Annotated in this window: 16 protein-coding genes; 12 read left to right on the top strand and 4 right to left on the bottom strand. The window is 62.1% G+C overall.

Going from position 1 to position 19,244, the window contains the following annotated elements:
* The first annotated feature begins 53 nt into the window (after nucleotides 1-53).
* The 7 genes from J3R84_RS08670 to J3R84_RS08640 all read left to right on the top strand — a co-directional run bounded on the left by J3R84_RS08670 (nucleotide 54) and on the right by J3R84_RS08640 (nucleotide 8,559).
* Nucleotides 54-2,528, top strand: a complete 2,475-nt coding sequence (locus J3R84_RS08670) for a beta-mannosidase (RefSeq protein WP_025427333.1) — start codon at nucleotides 54-56, stop codon at nucleotides 2,526-2,528.
* Between the two features lie 6 nt (nucleotides 2,529-2,534).
* Nucleotides 2,535-3,230 carry a D-lyxose/D-mannose family sugar isomerase gene (locus J3R84_RS08665; RefSeq protein ID WP_025427332.1) on the top strand — a complete coding sequence of 232 codons (696 nt, stop codon included), beginning with the start codon at nucleotides 2,535-2,537 and terminating at the stop codon, nucleotides 3,228-3,230.
* 76 nt (nucleotides 3,231-3,306) lie between these two features.
* Nucleotides 3,307-4,068, top strand: a complete 762-nt coding sequence (locus tag J3R84_RS08660; RefSeq protein WP_025427331.1) for a sugar phosphate isomerase/epimerase family protein — start codon at nucleotides 3,307-3,309, stop codon at nucleotides 4,066-4,068.
* A 15-nt stretch (nucleotides 4,069-4,083) separates the two neighbouring features.
* The gene (locus tag J3R84_RS08655) at nucleotides 4,084-5,262 is read left to right on the top strand and encodes a Gfo/Idh/MocA family protein (RefSeq protein ID WP_203528641.1); all 1,179 of its coding nucleotides are present in this window, start codon (nucleotides 4,084-4,086) and stop codon (nucleotides 5,260-5,262) included.
* A gap of 119 nt (nucleotides 5,263-5,381) precedes the next feature.
* The gene (gene mgrA, locus J3R84_RS08650) at nucleotides 5,382-6,410 is read left to right on the top strand and encodes an L-glyceraldehyde 3-phosphate reductase (RefSeq protein ID WP_025427329.1); all 1,029 of its coding nucleotides are present in this window, start codon (nucleotides 5,382-5,384) and stop codon (nucleotides 6,408-6,410) included.
* Nucleotides 6,411-6,865: 455 nt separating this feature from the next.
* On the top strand, nucleotides 6,866-7,972 hold the full coding sequence (locus J3R84_RS08645) for a TRAP transporter substrate-binding protein (RefSeq protein ID WP_025427328.1): 1,107 nt from the start codon (nucleotides 6,866-6,868) through the stop codon (nucleotides 7,970-7,972).
* A 173-nt stretch (nucleotides 7,973-8,145) separates the two neighbouring features.
* Nucleotides 8,146-8,559 (top strand): cupin domain-containing protein, encoded by a 414-nt coding sequence (locus tag J3R84_RS08640; RefSeq protein ID WP_025427327.1) that lies wholly within the window; start codon nucleotides 8,146-8,148, stop codon nucleotides 8,557-8,559.
* Between the two features lie 354 nt (nucleotides 8,560-8,913).
* Here J3R84_RS08640 and J3R84_RS08635 read toward each other — a convergent pair whose 3' ends face one another.
* Nucleotides 8,914-10,707: a TRAP transporter large permease gene (locus J3R84_RS08635; protein WP_025427326.1), complete on the bottom strand. Its 1,794-nt coding sequence runs from the start codon at nucleotides 10,705-10,707 to the stop codon at nucleotides 8,914-8,916.
* Nucleotides 10,704-11,279 (bottom strand): TRAP transporter small permease subunit, encoded by a 576-nt coding sequence (locus J3R84_RS08630; protein WP_025427325.1) that lies wholly within the window; start codon nucleotides 11,277-11,279, stop codon nucleotides 10,704-10,706. The genes J3R84_RS08635 and J3R84_RS08630 overlap by 4 nt, the downstream gene beginning before the upstream one ends.
* Before the next feature lie 354 nt (nucleotides 11,280-11,633).
* Here J3R84_RS08630 and J3R84_RS08625 point away from each other — a divergent pair, with 354 nt between their 5' ends.
* Together J3R84_RS08625 and J3R84_RS08620 are read left to right on the top strand one after the other, a co-directional pair.
* Complete coding sequence (locus J3R84_RS08625; protein WP_446661806.1) at nucleotides 11,634-13,241, top strand: glycoside hydrolase family 43 protein; 1,608 nt, start codon at nucleotides 11,634-11,636, stop codon at nucleotides 13,239-13,241.
* A gap of 127 nt (nucleotides 13,242-13,368) precedes the next feature.
* On the top strand, nucleotides 13,369-13,749 hold the full coding sequence (locus tag J3R84_RS08620; protein WP_025427323.1) for an RcnB family protein: 381 nt from the start codon (nucleotides 13,369-13,371) through the stop codon (nucleotides 13,747-13,749).
* A 525-nt stretch (nucleotides 13,750-14,274) separates the two neighbouring features.
* Here the strand turns inward: J3R84_RS08620 and zigA are convergent.
* Both zigA and znuA read right to left on the bottom strand, forming a co-directional pair.
* Nucleotides 14,275-15,477, bottom strand: coding sequence for a zinc metallochaperone GTPase ZigA (zigA, locus tag J3R84_RS08615; protein WP_203528639.1), 1,203 nt, complete (start codon nucleotides 15,475-15,477; stop codon nucleotides 14,275-14,277).
* A gap of 362 nt (nucleotides 15,478-15,839) precedes the next feature.
* Complete coding sequence (gene znuA / locus J3R84_RS08610) at nucleotides 15,840-16,865, bottom strand: zinc ABC transporter substrate-binding protein ZnuA (protein WP_025427321.1); 1,026 nt, start codon at nucleotides 16,863-16,865, stop codon at nucleotides 15,840-15,842.
* A gap of 203 nt (nucleotides 16,866-17,068) precedes the next feature.
* Here znuA and J3R84_RS08605 point away from each other — a divergent pair, with 203 nt between their 5' ends.
* From J3R84_RS08605 to J3R84_RS08595, 3 genes are read left to right on the top strand one after another with little or no spacing between them, the layout of a single operon-like run.
* The gene (locus J3R84_RS08605) at nucleotides 17,069-17,974 is read left to right on the top strand and encodes an ATP-binding cassette domain-containing protein (RefSeq protein ID WP_025427320.1); all 906 of its coding nucleotides are present in this window, start codon (nucleotides 17,069-17,071) and stop codon (nucleotides 17,972-17,974) included.
* Nucleotides 17,967-18,797, top strand: coding sequence for a zinc ABC transporter permease subunit ZnuB (gene znuB / locus J3R84_RS08600; protein WP_025427319.1), 831 nt, complete (start codon nucleotides 17,967-17,969; stop codon nucleotides 18,795-18,797). Before J3R84_RS08605 ends, znuB begins: the two co-directional genes overlap by 8 nt.
* On the top strand, nucleotides 18,797-19,192 hold the full coding sequence (locus tag J3R84_RS08595) for a Fur family transcriptional regulator (protein ID WP_025427318.1): 396 nt from the start codon (nucleotides 18,797-18,799) through the stop codon (nucleotides 19,190-19,192). The genes znuB and J3R84_RS08595 overlap by 1 nt, the downstream gene beginning before the upstream one ends.
* Nucleotides 19,193-19,244: the final 52 nt, after the last annotated feature.

Genomic DNA, 19,244 nt, shown 5'->3' with positions numbered 1-19,244 from the left:
TTTCGACACACTGGCATGCCGGCAGTTTCGCCGGCAATCAACGGAATATGGAAATGCTCTCCCAGGACCCGAATCGAACCGCTTGCTATCTCGACCTCGCGGGAGAATGGCAGCTCGCTTCCAGCGATAAAAGCCACGCGACGACCATGGCGCTGCCGGGCGACGTGCACACGGCTTTGCAAAGGGCCGGCATCATCGACGACCCTTATGTGGGTCGCAACGAGGATGACGTGCAATGGGTGGCGCACGAGGATTGGGTGATCGAGCGCACAGTGTCGATCGATGCGGATGATCTCGGCGGCTACTGGTATCTCGACCTCGAATGCATCGACACGGTCGCCTCGGTCTTCGTCAACGACCGGCTCGTGCTCGAGGCCGACAATTGCTTCCGCCGTCATCGGCCCGATGTCTCCCGTACGCTGGTCGCCGGTGAAAACCGTATCCGCATCGTGCTGCCGTCCTCGATATCAGAGGGTGCACGCCGGCAGAGGGCGCAGCCCTTCTACGTGCCCTACCACCCCGGAAATTCGCCGATCGCCAACGGCAACATGCTGAGGAAGCCCCAGTGCCATTTCGGCTGGGACTGGAACATCGCGATTGCGCCGCTCGGTGTCTACGGTACGCTGGCGCTGCGCCGGCTGGAGATCGCCCGCATCGAGCATGTGACGACAAAGCAGATCTGGCTCGGCGACGGCTCGGTCGATCTGCAGGTAACGGTCACGCTCTTTGCCGATGGTCCGGGCATCGTCCCGGTTCATTTCTCTCTCGACGGCCAAAGGGAGCGGCTCGATTGCGCCGTCGGCACCGGCGAGACCCGCATCACCCACGTCTTTACCGTCAGTGAGCCGAAACGCTGGTGGCCGGCCGGCAGCGGCGAGCAGAACCTTTCGATGCTGACCGTGGAAGTGCCACAGGAGCAGGTGACGCGTCAGATCGGCTTTCGCACGATCGAGCTTCTGACCGACAAGGACGAGGCGGGAAGCCGCTTTGCCTTTCGCGTCAATGGCCGCGAGATCTTCTGTCGGGGCGCCAACTGGATCCCGGCCGACGCGCTGATGTCACGGGTGACGCCTGATGGTGTCGAGGACCTGCTGCGCTCAGCGTTTGACGCCAACATGAACATGATCCGCGTCTGGGGCGGCGGCTTCTACGAGCCGGACTGGTTCTACGATCTCTGCGACCGGCTGGGCCTGATGGTCTGGCAGGACTTCATGTTCGCCTGCAACCTCTATCCCTCGACGCCCGATTTCCTCGACAACGTCGCGGCCGAGGTCGACTACCAGGTCAAGCGCCTGTCGTCCCATCCGTCGATCGCGCTCTGGTGCGGCGACAACGAGCTGGTGGGCGCGCTCACCTGGTTCGACGAGCCGCGCAAGGATCGCGACCGTTATCTCGTCTCCTATGACCGCCTGAACCGTACGGTCGAAGTTGCGCTGAAGGCGGCGCTGCCGGACGCACTGTGGTGGCCCTCAAGCCCGGCCTCCGGCTATCTCGATTTCGGCGACGCCTGGCATTCCGACGGTTCCGGCGACATGCACTATTGGTCGGTCTGGCACGAGAACAAATCCTTCGACAATTACCGGTCCGTGCGCCCGCGCTTCTGCTCGGAGTTCGGTTTCCAGTCCTATACCTCCATGCCCGTCATCCGGCAGTTTGCTGCCGAGAAGGACCTCAACATCGCGTCGCCGGTGATCGAGAGCCACCAGAAGAACGTCGGCGGCAACGAGCGCATTGCCGGCACGATGTTCCGCTATTTCCGCTTCCCCAAGGACTTCCCAAGCTTCGTCTATCTCAGCCAGATCCAGCAGGGCCTGGCGATCCGCACGGCCGTCGATTACTGGCGCTCGCTCAAGCCCCATTGCATGGGCACGCTCTACTGGCAGCTCAACGACACCTGGCCGGTCGCTTCCTGGTCGAGCCTCGACTACGGCGGCAGCTGGAAGGCCATGCATTACATGGTGCGCCGCTTCTTCCAGCCGGTGGCCGTTGCCGCCATTCCGTCCGCCGACGGCAAGGAAATCACCTTTTCGATGGTCAACGACACCGCCGCGCCGGTGACTGTGGAACTGCAGGCCTTCGTCGTTACGCTTGACGGTGCGCGCACGCCGCTGATGGCGGCAGCAGGCACCTGCTCGCCGGACCGCGCGGCGACCTTGGTGAGCATCGCGGCGCGCGACATTCCCGAAAACGCACTGTTGTTCTGGTCGTTCGAGGCGTCGAACGGCATGCGTGGCGAAGGCCATCACGTGCCGGGCACCTATAAGGCTCTCGATCTTCAGCCCTCCAAGCTGTCGCTTGAGGTCTTGCCAATCGGCGACGGCGCCTACGACGTCTCGATCAAGGCGAGTGGCCTGGCGCTGCATGTGATGATCGAGGCCGACGTCGCCGGGCGCTACGCCGACAATGCCTTCGATCTCACATCAGGTGAAACGAAGGTCATCCGCTTCACGCCGAAGACATCACTTGCCGAAGGCACGGTGCCGCGCTTTGCCGCCTTCGATCTTGAATCCTGCCAGGGAAAGGGGTGACCCACCGTGAAACGCAGCCACGTCAATGACATCATCGCCAGCAGCGATGCCTTCATGCGCAGCTTCGGCTTCGTGCTTCCGCCCTTTGCCTATTGGTCGCCGGAAGAAATGAAGTCGCGCGTCGCTTCGGATTGCCCGACGATCTTCGATGCCCGGCTCGGATGGGACATCACCGATTACGGCAAGGGCCGCTTCGATGAGGTCGGTCTCGTGCTCTTCACGCTGCGCAATGGCGATGCCTCGAACCTGACGACGGGGCAGGGCATGGTCTATGCCGAGAAACTGATGATCACCCGCAACGGTCAGGTCAACCCGCTGCATCGCCACGCCGCCAAGACCGAGGACATCATCAACCGTGGCGGTGGCACGCTGGTGCTGCAGATGTACAATTCGCACTCCGACGGCTCTGTCGACGACGAAAGCGACGTCGAGGTAGCGACCGATGCGCGCCTGCGTCGGCTGAAGGCCGGCGACCTCCTGAAACTCATGCCCGGCGAAAGCGTGACGCTTTTGCCCGGCAACTGGCACGCCTTCTGGGCGGAAGACGGAGACGTGTTGATGGGCGAGGTTTCGACCGTCAACGACGACCTTACCGACAATTACTTCCGCGAACCCGTTGGTCGCTTCTCGGCGATCGAGGAGGACACAGCCCCCGTCCATCTGCTGGTGTCGGATTACGACGCCTGGCTCAGGGCCGGATGACGAAAAACCCGGCCGGGTCTCGTCCCGCCCCTGGCCGATCAGACCGATCACGATGATTTCCCGAGGAGGATTTTCGATGAAAGACGTCAGTTTTCAGCTCTATAGCGCCCGCAACTTCCCGCCCTTCGCCGATGTGCTGAAGGCGATCGGCGAGGCAGGATATAGCCAGGTCGAAGGTTACGGCGCGCTCTATGCGGCGCTCAGCGATGCGGAGATCGCAAGCTTCAAGCACGGTCTCGACGAGAACGGCCTCGCCATGCCGACGGCGCATTTCGGCCTGGATATGCTCGAAAGCGATCCGGCACGGGTGCTTGAAATCGCCAAGGCGCTCGGCATCCGGGCGATCTATTGCCCTTATCTCCTGCCCGAGCATCGCCCGACGAACGCGGCCGGCTGGCGCGCCTTCGGCGAGCGCCTGCAGGCGGCGGGCAAGCCCTACCGCGATGCCGGCCTCATCTTCGGCTGGCACAACCACGACTTCGAATTCTTCGCCCTGCCGGATGGCAGCATTCCGCAGGACCTGATCTTCGAGGGTGGGCCGGATCTTTCCTGGGAGGCCGACATCGCCTGGATCATCCGCGGCGGCGCCGACCCGATCGCCTGGATCAAGAAATATGCCAACCGGATCACTGCCGTGCATGTGAAGGACATCGCGCCGACGGGCGAGAAAAAGGACGAAGACGGCTGGGCCGATGTCGGCGAGGGTACGGTCGACTGGAAGGGCCTGTTCCAGGCGCTCTCCGGCACCAAGGCGCGCTATTTCATTGCCGAGCACGACAATCCGAGTGACTTCCAGCGCTTCGCCAAGCGCTCGCTCGCCTCCATCCAATCCTACTGAAAAACAGGTAGATCCATGACCAAGGAACTTGGCGTCGGCATCATCGGATGCGGCAACATCTCCACCACCTATTTCAAGCTTGCCCCGCTTTTCAGGGGCATCAAAGTCGTCGCCTGCGCGGATATCAATCCGGCGGCAGCCGAAGCACGGGCGACTGAGTATGGCGTCAAAGCGCAGAGCATCGAAGCGCTTCTCGCCAACCCGGATGTCGATATCGTCGTCAACCTGACGATCCCTGATGCGCATTTCCCGGTATCCAAGAGTATTCTCGAAGCGGGAAAACACGTCTACTCGGAAAAGCCGCTGGTGCTCTCGCTGGAGCAGGGTGAGGAACTCCGCGCCCTTGCCAAGGCCAAGGGCCTGACGGTCGGTTGCGCCCCCGACACCTTCCTCGGTGGCGCCCACCAGCTTGCCCGCAGCTATATCGACGCCGGCAAGATCGGCCGCGTGACGTCGGGCACCTGCCACGTTCTCAGCCCCGGCATGGAGATGTGGCATCCGAACCCGGACTTCTTCTTTCTTCCCGGCGGCGGTCCGATCCTCGATCTCGGGCCCTACTACATCGCCAACCTGATCAACCTCATCGGTCCGGTGAAGCGCGTGGCAGCGCTGTCTTCGATGGCCAATCCGACACGCACCATTACCAGCGAGCCGCGCAACGGCGAGGTCATCCCGGTGAAGACGCCGACCAACATCCATGCGCTGCTGGAGTTCGCAAACGGCGCAACGATCACCCTGTCGGCGAGCTGGGATGTCTGGTCGCATCGCCACGCCAATATGGAGCTCTACGGCACGGAGGGCTCGATTTTCGTCCCTGATCCCAACTTCTTCGGCGGCAAGGTCGAAGCGAGCGGCCGGGACAAGAACATCCAGCCGCTGGAAATGTGGGATCATCCCTTTGCCGTCGAAAGCCAGGAGCACCCGCAGGGCCCGATGGCGAACTACCGCACGGCTGGCCTTGCCGACATGGCGATCGCCATTCTCGAGGGTCGCGATGCCCGCTGCTCGCTTGACCGCGCGCTGCACGGCGTCGACGTGATGGTATCGATTCTGAAGTCGGGCGAGGAAGGGCGGTTCATCGAACTCAGTACCACCTGCACCCAGCCGGCAGCCCTCGGGATCGAGGAGGCGCGGGCGCTGCTCATCGAACCTCAAGAAGAAATATCGGGAAATCGTGCCGCTGCCGCTTCATAGCTGCATCGGACCAGTTTAGACGTTTCTGAACAGAGGTTTCCGCAGCCGCGGAAACCTTTCTCATTTGCAGGATGGCGGTCTCTTATTCGCCATCAAAACCCGATCGCGGAGGAATTGCGATGACCTGGCTACCGGCGGAAAACCGCTACGACACCATGAAGTACAACCGCGTCGGACGGTCCGGCCTGAAGCTGCCGGCGATCTCGCTGGGGCTTTGGCACAATTTCGGCGGCGACACCCCGCACGACCGCAAGGTCGACATGTGCCGTACTGCCTTCGATCTGGGCATCACCCATTTCGATCTCGCCAACAATTACGGTCCGCCTCCGGGATCGGCCGAAACCGCTTTTGGCGAGATCATGCGCACGGACTTCGCGCATCTGCGCGACGAGTTGATCATCTCATCCAAGGCCGGCTACGACATGTGGCCGGGTCCCTATGGCGAGTGGGGCAGCCGCAAGTATCTGATCGCGTCCTGCGACCAGAGCCTGAAGCGCATGGGGCTCGACTATGTCGATATCTTCTATTCGCACCGCTTCGATCCGGACACGCCGCTGGAAGAGACCTGCGGCGCCCTCGACCATATCGTGCGGTCGGGCCGGGCGCTTTATGTCGGGATTTCCTCCTACAACTCGCAGCGCACCCGCGAGGCGGCCGCGATCCTGAAGGAACTCGGCACACCCTGCGTGATCCATCAGCCGAGCTATTCCATGCTCAACCGCTGGATCGAGGACGACGGCCTCGTGCACACGCTCGAAGATCTCGGCATCGGCTCGATCGTCTTCTCGCCGCTCGCCCAGGGCATGCTGACGACGAAGTATCTCGGCGGCATTCCGCAGGACAGCCGCGCCGCACAGAACCACTTCCTCAAGAAGGACTTCATCCGTCCGGCGATCATCGACAACATCCGCAAGCTCAACGGCATTGCCGAAAAGCGCGGCCAGACGTTGGCGCAGATGGCGCTCGCCTGGGTGCTGCGCGGCGGGCGCATCACCTCGGCGCTGATCGGTGCCAGCCGTTCCGAGCAGATCGTCGATTGCGTCAAGGCGCTTGAAAACGACACGTTCACGGCGGAAGAGCTGGCCGAGATCGACCTTTACGCGCGCGAAGCCGACGTCAATCTCTGGGCCTCTTCGGCCGAGCTCTGATCCTGCGAATACATTGATTTGCCTCGATTTTGAGCAATTCCGATTACTTTCCGGCGCATTAGACAAAAGTCGAATATGCGCCGGAAAGCGTCCGCTGGACATGCATAAGTGAGCGTGTAAGGTGCGTCGATGCCACCGGTTCGCGCTGCGACACGGATGGCTCCAAAGCATGCCGTGCGCAGCGGCTTTGCAGAAACTACAGCGCCGCGCGTCTTATGAGACACGCAAAGGTCGCTGTAGCACTTTGAATTGCTGCATGTTTTTATTCTTAAATCGAATAGGATTTAAGGAAACTGCAGTAGAGCTTAAAGCGCAGCGAGCGAATCCTGGAGATCGCGACGCTTTGGGAGGAGGAGCGGGGCCTCGCACGTGCCGCAAAGGCGGTGAGGTTCCATTGGGCGGAGGCGCGACCACGGTTGCGCCGGATTCTGCCTCGGCGGAAATAGGGAGGAACCATGGATCGCCGTTCATTCATTAAAAACGCAAGCCTCGGTGGCCTGGCTGCGGCTGGCGCATCGGCGCTCGCATCGCCTGCGATCGCGCAGGCAAATCCCAAGATCAACTGGCGCCTTGCCTCGTCGTTCCCCAAGTCGCTGGACACGATCTATGGCGGCGGCGAAGTCCTTTCGAAATATGTCTCTGAAGCAACCGACGGCAATTTCCAGATCCAGGTCTTTGCAGCCGGTGAAATCGTGCCCGGCCTGCAGGCTGCGGATGCTGCCGCTGCCGGTACGGTCGAGGCCTGCCACACGGTCGCCTACTATTACTGGGGCAAGGACCCGACCTGGGCGCTTGGCGCTGCCGTTCCTTTCGCGCTCAACGCGCGCGGCATGAACGCCTGGCACTACCATGGCGGCGGCATCGAACTATTCAACGAGTTCCTGGCGACCCAGGGTCTCGTCGGCTACCCCGGCGGCAACACCGGCGTGCAGATGGGCGGCTGGTTCCGCAAGGAAATCAAGACCGTTGCCGACATGCAGGGCCTGAAGATGCGCATCGGCGGCTTCGCCGGCAAGGTGGTCGAAAAGCTCGGCGTCGTGCCGCAGCAGATCGCCGGCGGCGACATCTACCCGGCGCTCGAAAAGGGCACCATCGACGCTGCCGAATGGGTCGGCCCCTATGACGACGAGAAACTCGGCTTCTACAAGGTCGCGCCCTACTACTACTATCCCGGCTGGTGGGAAGGTGGCCCGACGGTCCACGCCATGTTCAACAAAGCGGCGTTCGACGGCCTGCCGAAGAACTACCAGTCGCTGCTGCGCACCGCCTGCCACGCAACCGACGCAAACATGCTGCAGAAGTACGACTACCTGAACCCGTCGGCGATCAAGCGCCTGGTGGCTTCGGGCGCCAAGCTCAGCCCGTTCAGCCCGGAAATCCTGTCGGCGTGCTTCGAAAAGGCGAACGAAGTCTATGCCGAAATGGAAGCTTCGAACCCGACCTTCAAGAAGATCTGGGACTCGATCAAGGCATTCCGCGGCGAGTACTACCTCAACGCCCAGATCGCCGAATACAACTACGACACCTTCATGATGATCCTGCAGCGGGGCGGCAAGCTCTAAGCCTGCGACTGGCTACAGCGCTTTCCATCGCTGATGGGAAGCGGCATCGAACCGGAATGAAAGCCGCTTGCAACTTCGGTTGCGGGCGGCTTTTTCGTTCCGGCTTGCGGGTGGACGCGGTCTCCAGATTTCGTGGTAAGGTTGCTGTCTTAACGCTCGATGAGGAGGATGCCATGCCGAGCGAAAGCCAATCGATCGTGCACGGGCCGGACGGCGGCCGGCGCTACGACATGGGCGCGATACAGGCCGTGTTCAAAGCCGACGGCCCGGAGACCCAAGGTCGGTTCTCGATTTCCGAATGGTGGGTGGAGGCGCGGCGCGAAGGGCCGGGGGCGCATAAGCACGACGACAATGACGAAATCTTCTACGTGATCGAGGGGACCGCCAGCATCCTGGTCGGCGACACCTGGCACCAAATGGAGAAGGGATCGATCTGTGTCATCCCGCGCGGAACGATGCACGACTTCCGCAACGAGAGCACGTCGCGCATGGGCCTGCTCAATGTTTTCGTCGGCGGCCCGTTCGAGGAGATGATGCCGATGATCGTCGACTGGTATCGCGACAATCCGGCCAAGCGGCTGGATTGAGCGGACATCGGTGGCTGGAGCAGGCTTGTTGCCACATGAAGAGGGCGGCCCTTGTGGGGCCAGCCCTGACTGCCGACAAGGGCATGTTCGATCATCGCAAGTTTGCGGGGGAAAGCCCGAACGCCATCCAAAACCTCCATCATTCCTGTGCTTGTCACAGGAATCCAGTCAGCCCACGTCCTTGGGCTGAAAAGAGTCTTTTGGCCCGACGGACGTCAGGTCGCTGGATCCCCGCCACAACGGCGAGGATGAGGGAAAATGGGATGCCCGTTTGCCAGAAAGCGATCTTCGGGGGGCAGCAAGCTGAGAGGGCGGCCCTTTACGGGGCCGCCCTCTGTCTGCATAAGCCGAACGTTACTTGAACGAAGGCGGCTGGCTCAGGTCGTTTGACGGCGCCGTCTGCGGTTGTGCGCCAGCCCCGCCGTTCTGGTCCGCCGGCTTCTGGTCGAGCGGGCTGCCGCCCGGAAGCTGGAGACCGCCGGGAAGGCCGAGGCCGCCGCCGTTGTCGGGGAGCGTAAGCCCGCCGCCACCGGTCCCGAATCCGGGCACCTCGATCTTGATGGTGTTCGGATCGATGACTTCGCCGCTTCCCTTGTAGTGCATGACCATCTGCGGGAACATGATCGTCAGCGCCACCATGATGATCTGGATGCCGACGAAGGGCACAGCCCCCCAGTAAATCTGCCCTGTCGTCACCGGTTGTGTCATCTTTCCGGTGACCCTGTCGAGATAGGGCACCTTGGCCGCGACCGAGCGCAGATAGAAGAGCGCGAAGCCGAACGGCGGATGCATGAAGCTGGTCTGCATGTTGATGCCGAGCAGCACGCCGAACCAGATCAGGTCGATGCCGAGCTTGTCGGCGGCCGGAGCCAAGAGCGGCACGATGATGAAGGCAAGCTCGAAGAAGTCGAGGAAGAACGCCAGGAAGAAGACGAGCAGGTTGACCGTGATCAGGAAGCCGGTCTCGCCGCCCGGCATCGCCGTCAGCAGGTGTTCGACCCAGATGTGGCCGTTGACGCCGTAGAAGGTCAGCGAAAACACGCGGGCGCCGATGAGGATGAACAGCACGAAAGCGGAAAGCCGGGTGGTTGCCGCCAGGGCCGAGCGAACGACGTCCATGCTCAGGCGGCCCTTGGCCGCCGCCATGATCAGTGCACCGACCGCACCCATGGCGCCGCCTTCTGTCGGCGTGGCGATACCGAGGAAGATGGTGCCGAGCACGAGGAAGATCAGCGCCAGCGGTGGGATCAGCACGATGATGACCTGCTGGGCAAGCCGCGACATCGCATTGATCTTCAAGCCGCGATCCAGAAGAGCGACGACGTAGATGAAGCCGACGCCAACGGTGGCGCCGAGGATGTCGGCGTTCTCGCCATGGGTCGGATAGAGATAGATATGCGCCGCGTAGGCAAAGGCGCCGGCGACGATGAGCGCGACGATCAGTGAGGTGACGCCGGAGCCGAGTGTGCGGGCGGCCAGCGGCAGGGCCGGCATCGAGTCACGCCGGACGAAGGTCATGATCAGGATATAGATCATGTAGAGGCCGGTCAGGACCAGGCCCGGGATAAGCGCGCCGGCATACATGTCGCCGACTGAGCGGCCGAGCTGGTCGGCGAGAACGATCAGAACGAGCGATGGCGGGATGATCTGGGCGAGCGTGCCGGAGGCAGCGATGACGCCCGATGCGACCCTGCGGTCGTAGCCGTAGCGCAGCATGATCGGCAGCGAGATCAGGCCCATGGCGATGACCGAGGCTGCAACCACGCCGGTGGTGGCTGCAAGCAGCGCGCCGACGAAGATGACCGCATAGGCGAGACCACCGCGGATCGGGCCGAAGAGCTGGCCGATTGTGTCGAGCAGGTCTTCCGCCATGCCCGATTTCTCGAGCACGATCCCCATGAAGGTGAAGAAGGGGATGGCAAGCAATGTGTCGTTCGACATCACCCCCCAGAACCGGTCGGGAAGCGCGTTGAGCAATGGCCAGGACAGGTTGATCGAATCCGACAGCGGAGCGAGCTCCACGCCGATGATGAAGAACAGGAGGCCGTTGGCGGCGAGCGAGAAGGCGACGGGATAGCCCAGCAGCAGGAACACGATCAGCGAGACGAACATGATCGGTGCCAGGTTTTCAGCAATGAATTCGATCATGGACGGGCCTCCGGAGCGACGACGTCGTCAAGCGGTGCATGGGTCGGCACATAGGGTGTCGGGTCGTCCATGTTGCCGGTCATGATCGCGACCTTCTTGATGATTTCGGATACGCCCTGGAAGGCGAGCAGCAGGAAGCCGAAGAGCAGGATGGCCTTGGCCGGCCAGATGATCAGGCCACCGGCGCTGGAGGAGCCCTCGCCCGAGATGTAGGACATCTTCACGTAGGGCACGAAGTAATAGAGCATCAGCAGCACGAACGGCATCAGGAAGAAGACGTGACCGAACAGGTCGATCCAGTGCTGCACGCGGCGCGAGAACTGGCCGTAGACGACGTCGATGCGGATGTGTTCGTTCTGGCTCAGTGTATAGGCGGCGGCGAACATGAAGGCCGCCCCGAAGAGATACCACTGCGCCTCGAGCCAGGCGTTCGACGACATGTTGAACATTTTCCGGATGATGGCATTGCCGGCGCTGACGAGCACAGCGACCAGAATGAGCCAGGACACCGATTTGCCGATGAACTCGGTCGTCGTGTCTATGAGTCGGCTGAAGCCGAGTAACGCTTTCATCGATTTCCTCCCCGCAGTGGCTGTTTTGGTTTTTGTGCCAAGCACAACCAGAGTGCCGATTTCAAGCCAGCGTTCAAGTCCGAGGCTCGATTTTCCCGGTTAGTTCCGCCACCCCAGACTAAAGTCGAATGGAGCTGTCAGGCGATTGCCCAATCATTGTGCACAACAGGGTGCCAACCAGTATCGCCAGTGGGTTTCACTGCAGATGTGAAGGGCGCAAATGGCAATACTGCGTGAACCACTCGTGCCGCGTCGTGGGCTACGTCACCAACTGTAACGTTGCAGTCTTGAAAATCACGGCGGTTTGGGGCTGGATGCGGCCGACAATTGGAGGATGCCCGAGGAATGACTGCCCTGATTCGCAATCCGATCCTGCCCGGCTTCAACCCGGACCCGTCCATCTGCCGGGTGGGCGATGACTATTACATCGCCACGTCCACCTTCGAGTGGTATCCGGGCGTGCAGATCCACCATTCGCGCGATCTGGTGAACTGGCGTCTGGTGCGCCGGCCGCTGGAGCGGGCAAGCCAGCTGGACATGCGTGGCAACCCGGATAGCTGCGGCGTCTGGGCGCCGTGCCTTTCCTATAACGACGGCCTGTTCTTCCTTGTTTATACCGACGTCAAGCGCTTCGACGGCAACTTCAAGGACGCACACAACTACATCGTCACGGCAGAGGCGATCGAAGCCGTCTGGTCCGATCCTGTCTACGTCAATTCCTCCGGCTTCGACCCGTCGCTGTTCCATGACGACGATGGGCGAAAATGGTTCCTCAACATGCAGTGGAACCATCGCAGAGGCGGCTCGCCGAAACATCCGGCCTTCGACGGTATCCTCTTGCAGGAATGGGACGAGCGCGCGCGCAGGCTGGCCGGGCCGGTGAAGAACATCTTTGCCGGCTCGCCGCTCGGTCTGGTCGAAGGGCCGCATCTCTTCAAGCGCAATGGCTGGTACTATCTGACGACGGCGGAAGGCGGCACGGGATACGACCATGCCGTGACCATGGCGCGGTCGCGCACGATCGACGGTCCCTACGAAATCCATCCCGATACCTACCTAATCACGTCAAAGGATCACCCTGATGCGCCGCTGCAGCGCGCAGGGCACGGGCAATATGTCGAGACGCCGGACGGGCAAGCCTATCACACCCATCTCTGCGGCCGGCCGCTGCCGCCGGAGCGTCGCTGCACGCTTGGCCGCGAGACGGCACTGCAGAAATGCGTCTGGCGCGATGACGGCTGGCTCTATCTCGAAAACGGCGGGCCGGTTCCCGAAGTCCTGGTCGCAGCTCCAGGCCCGGTCGGGGCCTTGGTGGAGCCGCGCGTGGTCGAAACCGATTTCGATGGGGCCGCGCTTCCGGCCGAGTTCCAGTGGCTGCGCACGCCGCTGCCGGAGCGGATCTTTTCGCTGGAAAGGCGGGCAGGGCACTTGAGGCTCTTTGCCCGCGAAAGCATCGGCAGCTGGTTCGAGCAGGCTTTGGTCGCCCGCCGGCAGGAGCATCATTCTTTCCGCGCTGAAACCTTGGTCGACTTCGCGCCGGAGACCTATCAGCAGGTCGCCGGGCTGACGCACTACTACAACCGCCACAAGTTTCATGCGCTCGGCCTCACCTGGCACGAGACTCTTGGGCGGACGCTGACGATCCTGTCCTGCCCGGGCGACTTCCCGCTTGGCCGGCTGCAGTTTCCTGTCGGAAGCGGCATCGCCGTGCCCGGAGGGCCGATCGGGCTTGCCATGGAGATCCGCGACAATGACCTGCAGTTCTTCTGGCGCGCAGACGGGGCGGTCGATTGGCAGGCCCTCGGCCCGGTGCTCGACGCTGGCGTGGTGTCGGACGAGGGCGGCCGCGGCGAACATGGATCGTTTACCGGCGCTTTCGCCGGCATGTTCGCCTTCGACACGTCGGGTGCGGGACTGGCGGCGGATTTCGATCTGTTCCGTTACGTCAGCCTCTCAGAGTGAGAATATCAGTCTGTAAGGTAACGCTTATAAGTACTCGATATCATTACGTATTTGTAATGTAGCGTTTCATATTCGGTTCAGGAAGCCGGACCTATTTTCGGGGTGCAAATAACGAAAGGATACCCCGATGAAACGTCTCCTGACCGCTCTGGTCGCCAGCTCCTTCCTGATCACACCGGTAGCAGCCTTTGCCCAGCCGGCAGGTTCCTTCGAGGTCGCACAGAACTACGACCGCTATCAGCGTCGACCTGTCGACCGCCACGTGGACCGGCATGTCGACAAGCACGTGACAATCGAAAAGCGTGTCATCGTCAAGAAGAAGGAACGCTGGTCGCGCGGCCATCGGTTGAGCCCCGCCGAGCGCCGCCACATGGCGCAGGTGCGCGATTATCGCCGCTACAAGCTGCGCCAGCCGCCGCGCGGCCAGCAGTGGGTGCGTGTCGACAACGACTTCCTGCTGATCAGCCTTGCGACCGGCGTCATCGTCGGCCTGACGTCTGCGCGTTGAACGATTTGATCGAGGGCAGCCTTTCGGGCTGCCCCTTCAAACTTATTACAGCCTCTGAAAGAATCTATTGACGAAGGGCGAAACCCGCTCTCCTCATCCTCGCCCTTGTGGCGGGGATCCAGTGGCCCGACGTCTGTCGGGCCAAAAGACCCTTTAGCCCAAGGACTTGGGCTGACTGGATTCCTGTGACAGGCACAGGAATGAAGGAAGTTTCCGATCGCCTTGAGCTTGCCAATGGTCGGCAGATAACCAGCGGCAACTTTGTCAGCAGTCCGGGGGCGCTTTATGGCTACCCCTTCGATTTTCCCTACACCGTCGTTCGACGCAGCGACGGAATGTCCGCGGCTTCAGTCCGACCCCGCTCTCCGAAAAGCAGTCGCTCCAGCGGGCCGGGCGGGGCGAGTGCCTCCTCCCCATTATCCTGTCCATCAAAGAACGGATCGAACATCGGCACGGGCCTGCCGGCGGCATTGAGGCCCATGCAGGTGAAGCGCGGTCGACGTGGTCTTGGACCGGCCGCCTGCATCAGGCCGCCCGCTGCGACCAGTTCGCGAAGGGATCGGGCAGATCCCGCCAACGGTCCGGCTGGAAGCTGGTGTCATTGACCAGGCAGGCGTCGAGTTCGGCCGTCAGCATCGCCTGATCCATGGGGTCGGCGCCGATGAAGACGATCTCCTGGCGGCGATCGCCCCAGACGGGATCGATGTAGGGACCGACAGCCTTCAGGAAGCCCGGGTCGCGCGGCCATTGCTCCCTAGGCACTGCCGCCCACCACGGGCCCATCTTTGATGTTCTGACCAGCGGCCCGGCCTGGCTCAGTTCGCCGACATGATAGGGTCGCGTCGCCAGCCAGAAGAAACCCTTGGCCCGCACCACGCCCTGCCAGGAGCGATTGAGAAACGCCTGGAACCGGGTGGGATCGAACGGGCGGCGGGCCTTGTAGACGAAGGAGCGGATGCCGTATTCCTCGGTTTCCGGAATATGATCCTTGAAACCATGCAGCTCCTTGTACCAGAGCGGGTGCTGTTCGGCCTTGGCAAGGTCGAAGCGGCCGGTGCCGAGCACGTCGCGCAGTTCCACCTGGCCGAAATCCACTTCCACCAGCTGCGCATCCGGGTTCAGCCCGACGATGATCTTGCGTGCGGCATCGCGCTGCTCTGATGTAGCCGTGCCGATCTTGTTGAGCACGACGACATCGGCGAACTCGATCTGCTCGACAAGCAAGTCGACCAATGTGCGGGTATCGCCTTCGCCTGCCGTCTCGCCGCGATCGGCAAGGAAATCGAGCGAGGAGTAGTCAGCAAGCAGATTGGCGGCATCGACCACGGTGACCATGGTGTCGAGGCGGGCGACGTCGGTAAGGCTTTCGCCATCCTCGTCGCGAAAATCGAAGGTGGTTGCGACGGGCAGGGGTTCGGAAATGCCGCTCGATTCGATCAGCAGGTAGTCGAAGCGGTTCTGTTCGGCGAGATCGCGGACTTCGCGCAGCAGATCGTCGCGCAGCGTGCAACAGATGCAGCCATTGGTCATTTCAACGAGCTGCTCTTCGGTGCGCGACAGGTTGGCGCCGCCGTCGCGGATCAACGCGGCGTCGATATTGATCTCGCTCATATCGTTGACGATGACGGCTACACGCAAGCCGTCGCGGTTGGACAGCACATGGTTGAGCAGCGTCGTCTTGCCGGCGCCAAGGAAGCCGGACAGCACGGTTACGGGAAGTCTTTCCATCGTTGTTTCCTGTATGTTATACCATTACGCTTGACGCGCCTATAAAAGGCGGACGCTTACGCCCGCCTGAACAATCCGGTCGCTCGTGGACTGGCTTTGCCATCGGCCGCGAGGCTTCGGCCTTGTGCGCCGGTCCTGCCTCGACCGGTCTCAGTCATCGGTTAGACCTGTCCGCCGGTCACTTCCGGGGCTTGATCTGTCCTTTCGTCATCCTCGGGCTTGACCCGAGGATCCAGCGGCTGAAAGCCCCACAGGGAGGCACGCTGGATGCTCGGGTCAAGCCCGAGCATGACGGAGAGGGGCGGCGCGTGGCGCGCCTTTGCCGCCTTGGGAGGACGGCTATGCCGCCTTGGGAGCACGGATCAGCTTGCCGAGGCGAGGCAGGTCTTGAGCGACGTGCCGATACCTTCCATCAGCTGGAAGTAGAGGTCCGGCCCGGCATCGAGCGTGGCCGCCTCTGGATCGAGCGTCCCGGATTTCGCCGGCGTGCCTTCGATCACCACATTGATCAGTTTCGGTTCGAACTGCGGTTCGGCAAAGACGCAGGTCGCACCCAGTTCCTTGATCTTGGCGTGGATCTGCGACAGCCGATCGGCGCCGGGCAGAACCTCCGGGCTGACCGTGATCGAGCCCGCCACCCGCACCTGGTAGCGATGCTCGAAATACTGATAGGCATCGTGGAAGACGACGAAGGGCTTGTCCTTCACCGGCGCGACGGTTGCGACCAGGCTCTTGTCCAGCGCGTCGAGGCGCTGGTTGAGTTTCTCGAGATTGGCCTTGTAGGCGCCGGCATTGTCCGGGTCGGCCTCTGTGAGCGTCTTTTCGATCTCGGCTGCCATCGCCCTAGCATTTTGCGGGTCGAGCCACAGGTGCATGTCGAAGCCTTCGTGATCATGGCCCTCATGCGCATGATCGTGGTCATCTGCGGCAGCAGCCTCGGGAGCTGCGGCATCGTCGTGTTCCGCTTCGCCCTCGGCGTGCTTGTGGCCCTCCTCACCATGGCCCTCGTCGTCGTGATCATGCGCCTCGAAGGCGCCGCCTTCGCGGAACTTCAGCTTCTCAAGACCCGGCGCTTCGCTGAGCTCCACCACCTTGGCGCCGCCGCTCAGCGCATCGAGCGGCTTGTCGAGGAAGGCTTCGAGCCCCGGGCCGACCCAGAAGACCACCTTGGCCGCCTGCAGCGCCGCGGCGTTCGACGGTTTCATGTTGTAGGTATGGGGCGAAGCAGCACCCTCGACGATCAGCGACGGTTCGCCGACGCCCTGCATGATCGAAGCGACGAGCGAGTGGACAGGCTTGATCGAAGCCACCACATTGGGGCCGGCCGCTGCAACGGGCGAAGACAGCAGGATTGTGGAGGCAAAGAGCAGGGCGGAAGACGATTTCATCGGTTTCTCCGGGCTTGAATGTCACGCAAGGCCCTGAACCGACTATCGTTTTCGGCCAGGGACAGGCGCAGTTCGGACACTTGAAACACCGAGCATACGTCCGGTTGAACGTGTCGATGTTTCAATGTAATGTTATTACATCAATTGCGTTATGCTATAACGTGTGCGATAGCCAGTGGCAACCGCCAATCCGGAATTTTTTGATGCTGAATTTCCGATCCCCAGAAACGACACCGCTGGTGCGGTTGAACAATGCCGGCGTCAGCCGCAACGGCCGCTGGCTGGTGCGTGGCGTGGAGTTTTCCATCAGCCCGGGCGAGATCGTCACGCTGATCGGCCCCAATGGCTCTGGCAAGTCAACGACCGCGAAGACGGCGATCGGCGTGCTGAAGGCCGACGAAGGTTTTGTCGAGCGCAAGCCGGGCCTGAAGGTCGGCTATGTCCCGCAGAAGCTTGCAGTCGACTGGACGCTGCCCTTGACAGTCGAACGGCTGATGACGCTGACCGGCCCGCTGAAGGGCAGGGAGATCGAGGAGGCGCTGTCGGCGACCGGCGTTCTGCATCTGGCGAAAGCCGAGGTGCAGCATCTGTCGGGCGGTGAATTCCAGCGGGCGTTGCTCGCGCGGGCGATCGCCCGCAAGCCGGACCTGCTGGTGCTCGACGAACCGGTGCAGGGCGTCGACTTCAGCGGTGAGATCGCGCTCTACGAACTGATCAAGCAGATCCGCAACCGCACCGGCTGCGGCATCCTGCTGATCTCGCACGATCTGCATATCGTCATGGCCGAAACCGACACGGTCGTCTGCCTCAATGGCCATGTCTGCTGCCGCGGCACGCCGCAGGCCGTCAGCCAGAGCCCGGAGTACCAGAAGCTGTTCGGCAGGCGCGCTGCCAGCACGCTTGCGGTCTACAGCCACAATCACGACCACACGCATCTGCCTGACGGGCGCGTGCTGCATGCTGATGGTTCGATCACCGAGCACTGTTACCCGGGCGACGGCCATCACCACGACGAGGACGACAACGTGCATGACCATGGCGAGGATTGCGGCTGCGGCCACCACACCCGCCTGCATGGCTTCGAGGTGAAGGAGAAGCGCGATGCTTGACGATTTCTTCGTCCGGGCGCTGATCGCCGGCATCGGTATCGCCGTGATGGCGGGGCCGCTCGGCTGCTTCGTCATCTGGCGGCGCATGGCCTATTTCGGCGATACCATGGCGCATTCGGCGCTGCTGGGTGTGGCGCTGTCGCTGCTTCTCGATCTCAACCTGATGGTGGCGGTGTTCATCGTTGCGGCTGCCGTGTCGATATTACTGCTGTTCCTGCAGCGGCGCGGGGCGCTGTCGACCGATGCGCTGCTCGGCATCCTGTCGCATTCGGCGCTGTCGATCGGCCTCGTCATCGTCGCCTTCATGACCTGGGTGCGCATCGATCTCGTCGGCTTTCTCTTCGGCGACATTCTCGCTGTGTCGGAATCCGACATCGACATCATCTGGGGCGGCGGCATCCTGGTGATCTTCGCGATCGTCTATCTCTGGCGGCCGCTGCTGGCCTCCACGGTCAATCCTGAACTCGCCGAGGCCGAGGGCATGAAGCCGGAGCGGGCGCGGTTGTTCTTCATGCTGTTGATGGCGCTGGTGATCGCCATCGCCATGAAGATCGTCGGCATCCTCTTGATCACCTCGCTGCTGATCATCCCGGCGGCCACAGCCCGCCGCTTTGCGACGTCGCCGGAAATAATGGCGGTTCTTGCCTCGGTGATCGGTGCGCTTGCCGTTACCGGTGGGCTTTTCGGTTCGCTGCACTGGGACACGCCGTCGGGACCGTCTATCGTCGTTGCTGCACTTGCGCTTTTCGTACTGAGTCTGCTGCCGATCGGGCGGCGTCGGTTGGAGACAGCGTCTCATTCCACGCCTGGAGGGCATCATTGATGACGACCCCGCAACTGACCAAGAACCAGACGATGGTGATGAATGCGCTCAGCCATTCCGAAGGCCCCTTGAGCGCCTACACAATCCTCGACAAGCTGCGCGACCAGGGGTTTCGCGCGCCACTGCAGGTCTATCGCGCGCTCGACAAGCTGCTCGAGTATGGCCTCGTGCACCGGCTCGAAAGCCTCAACGCCTTCGTTGCCTGCACATGCCCGCACGAGCACGAGCATGATCACGGGGTCACGGCGTTTACGATCTGCGAGGGGTGTGGGCAGGTAACCGAGTTCCACGACACCGCGATCGAGCAGCGGTTGTCGGCGCTGACGCGTGCACAGAACTTCAAGACGGAAAAGACCACCATCGAGATCCGTGGTCACTGCCAGAGCTGCGCCTGACTGAGCGCGGCGGGCTCGTCGCGCTTAGAGCAATTCCAGGAAAAGTGCGAAG

Source organism: Ensifer canadensis (genome assembly GCF_017488845.2).
In the GTDB taxonomy this organism is placed as follows: Bacteria; Pseudomonadota; Alphaproteobacteria; order Rhizobiales; family Rhizobiaceae; genus Ensifer; species Ensifer canadensis.
The sequence above is the reverse complement of the archived record's forward strand: the minus strand, read 5'-3'. Positions and strand labels throughout refer to the sequence as shown.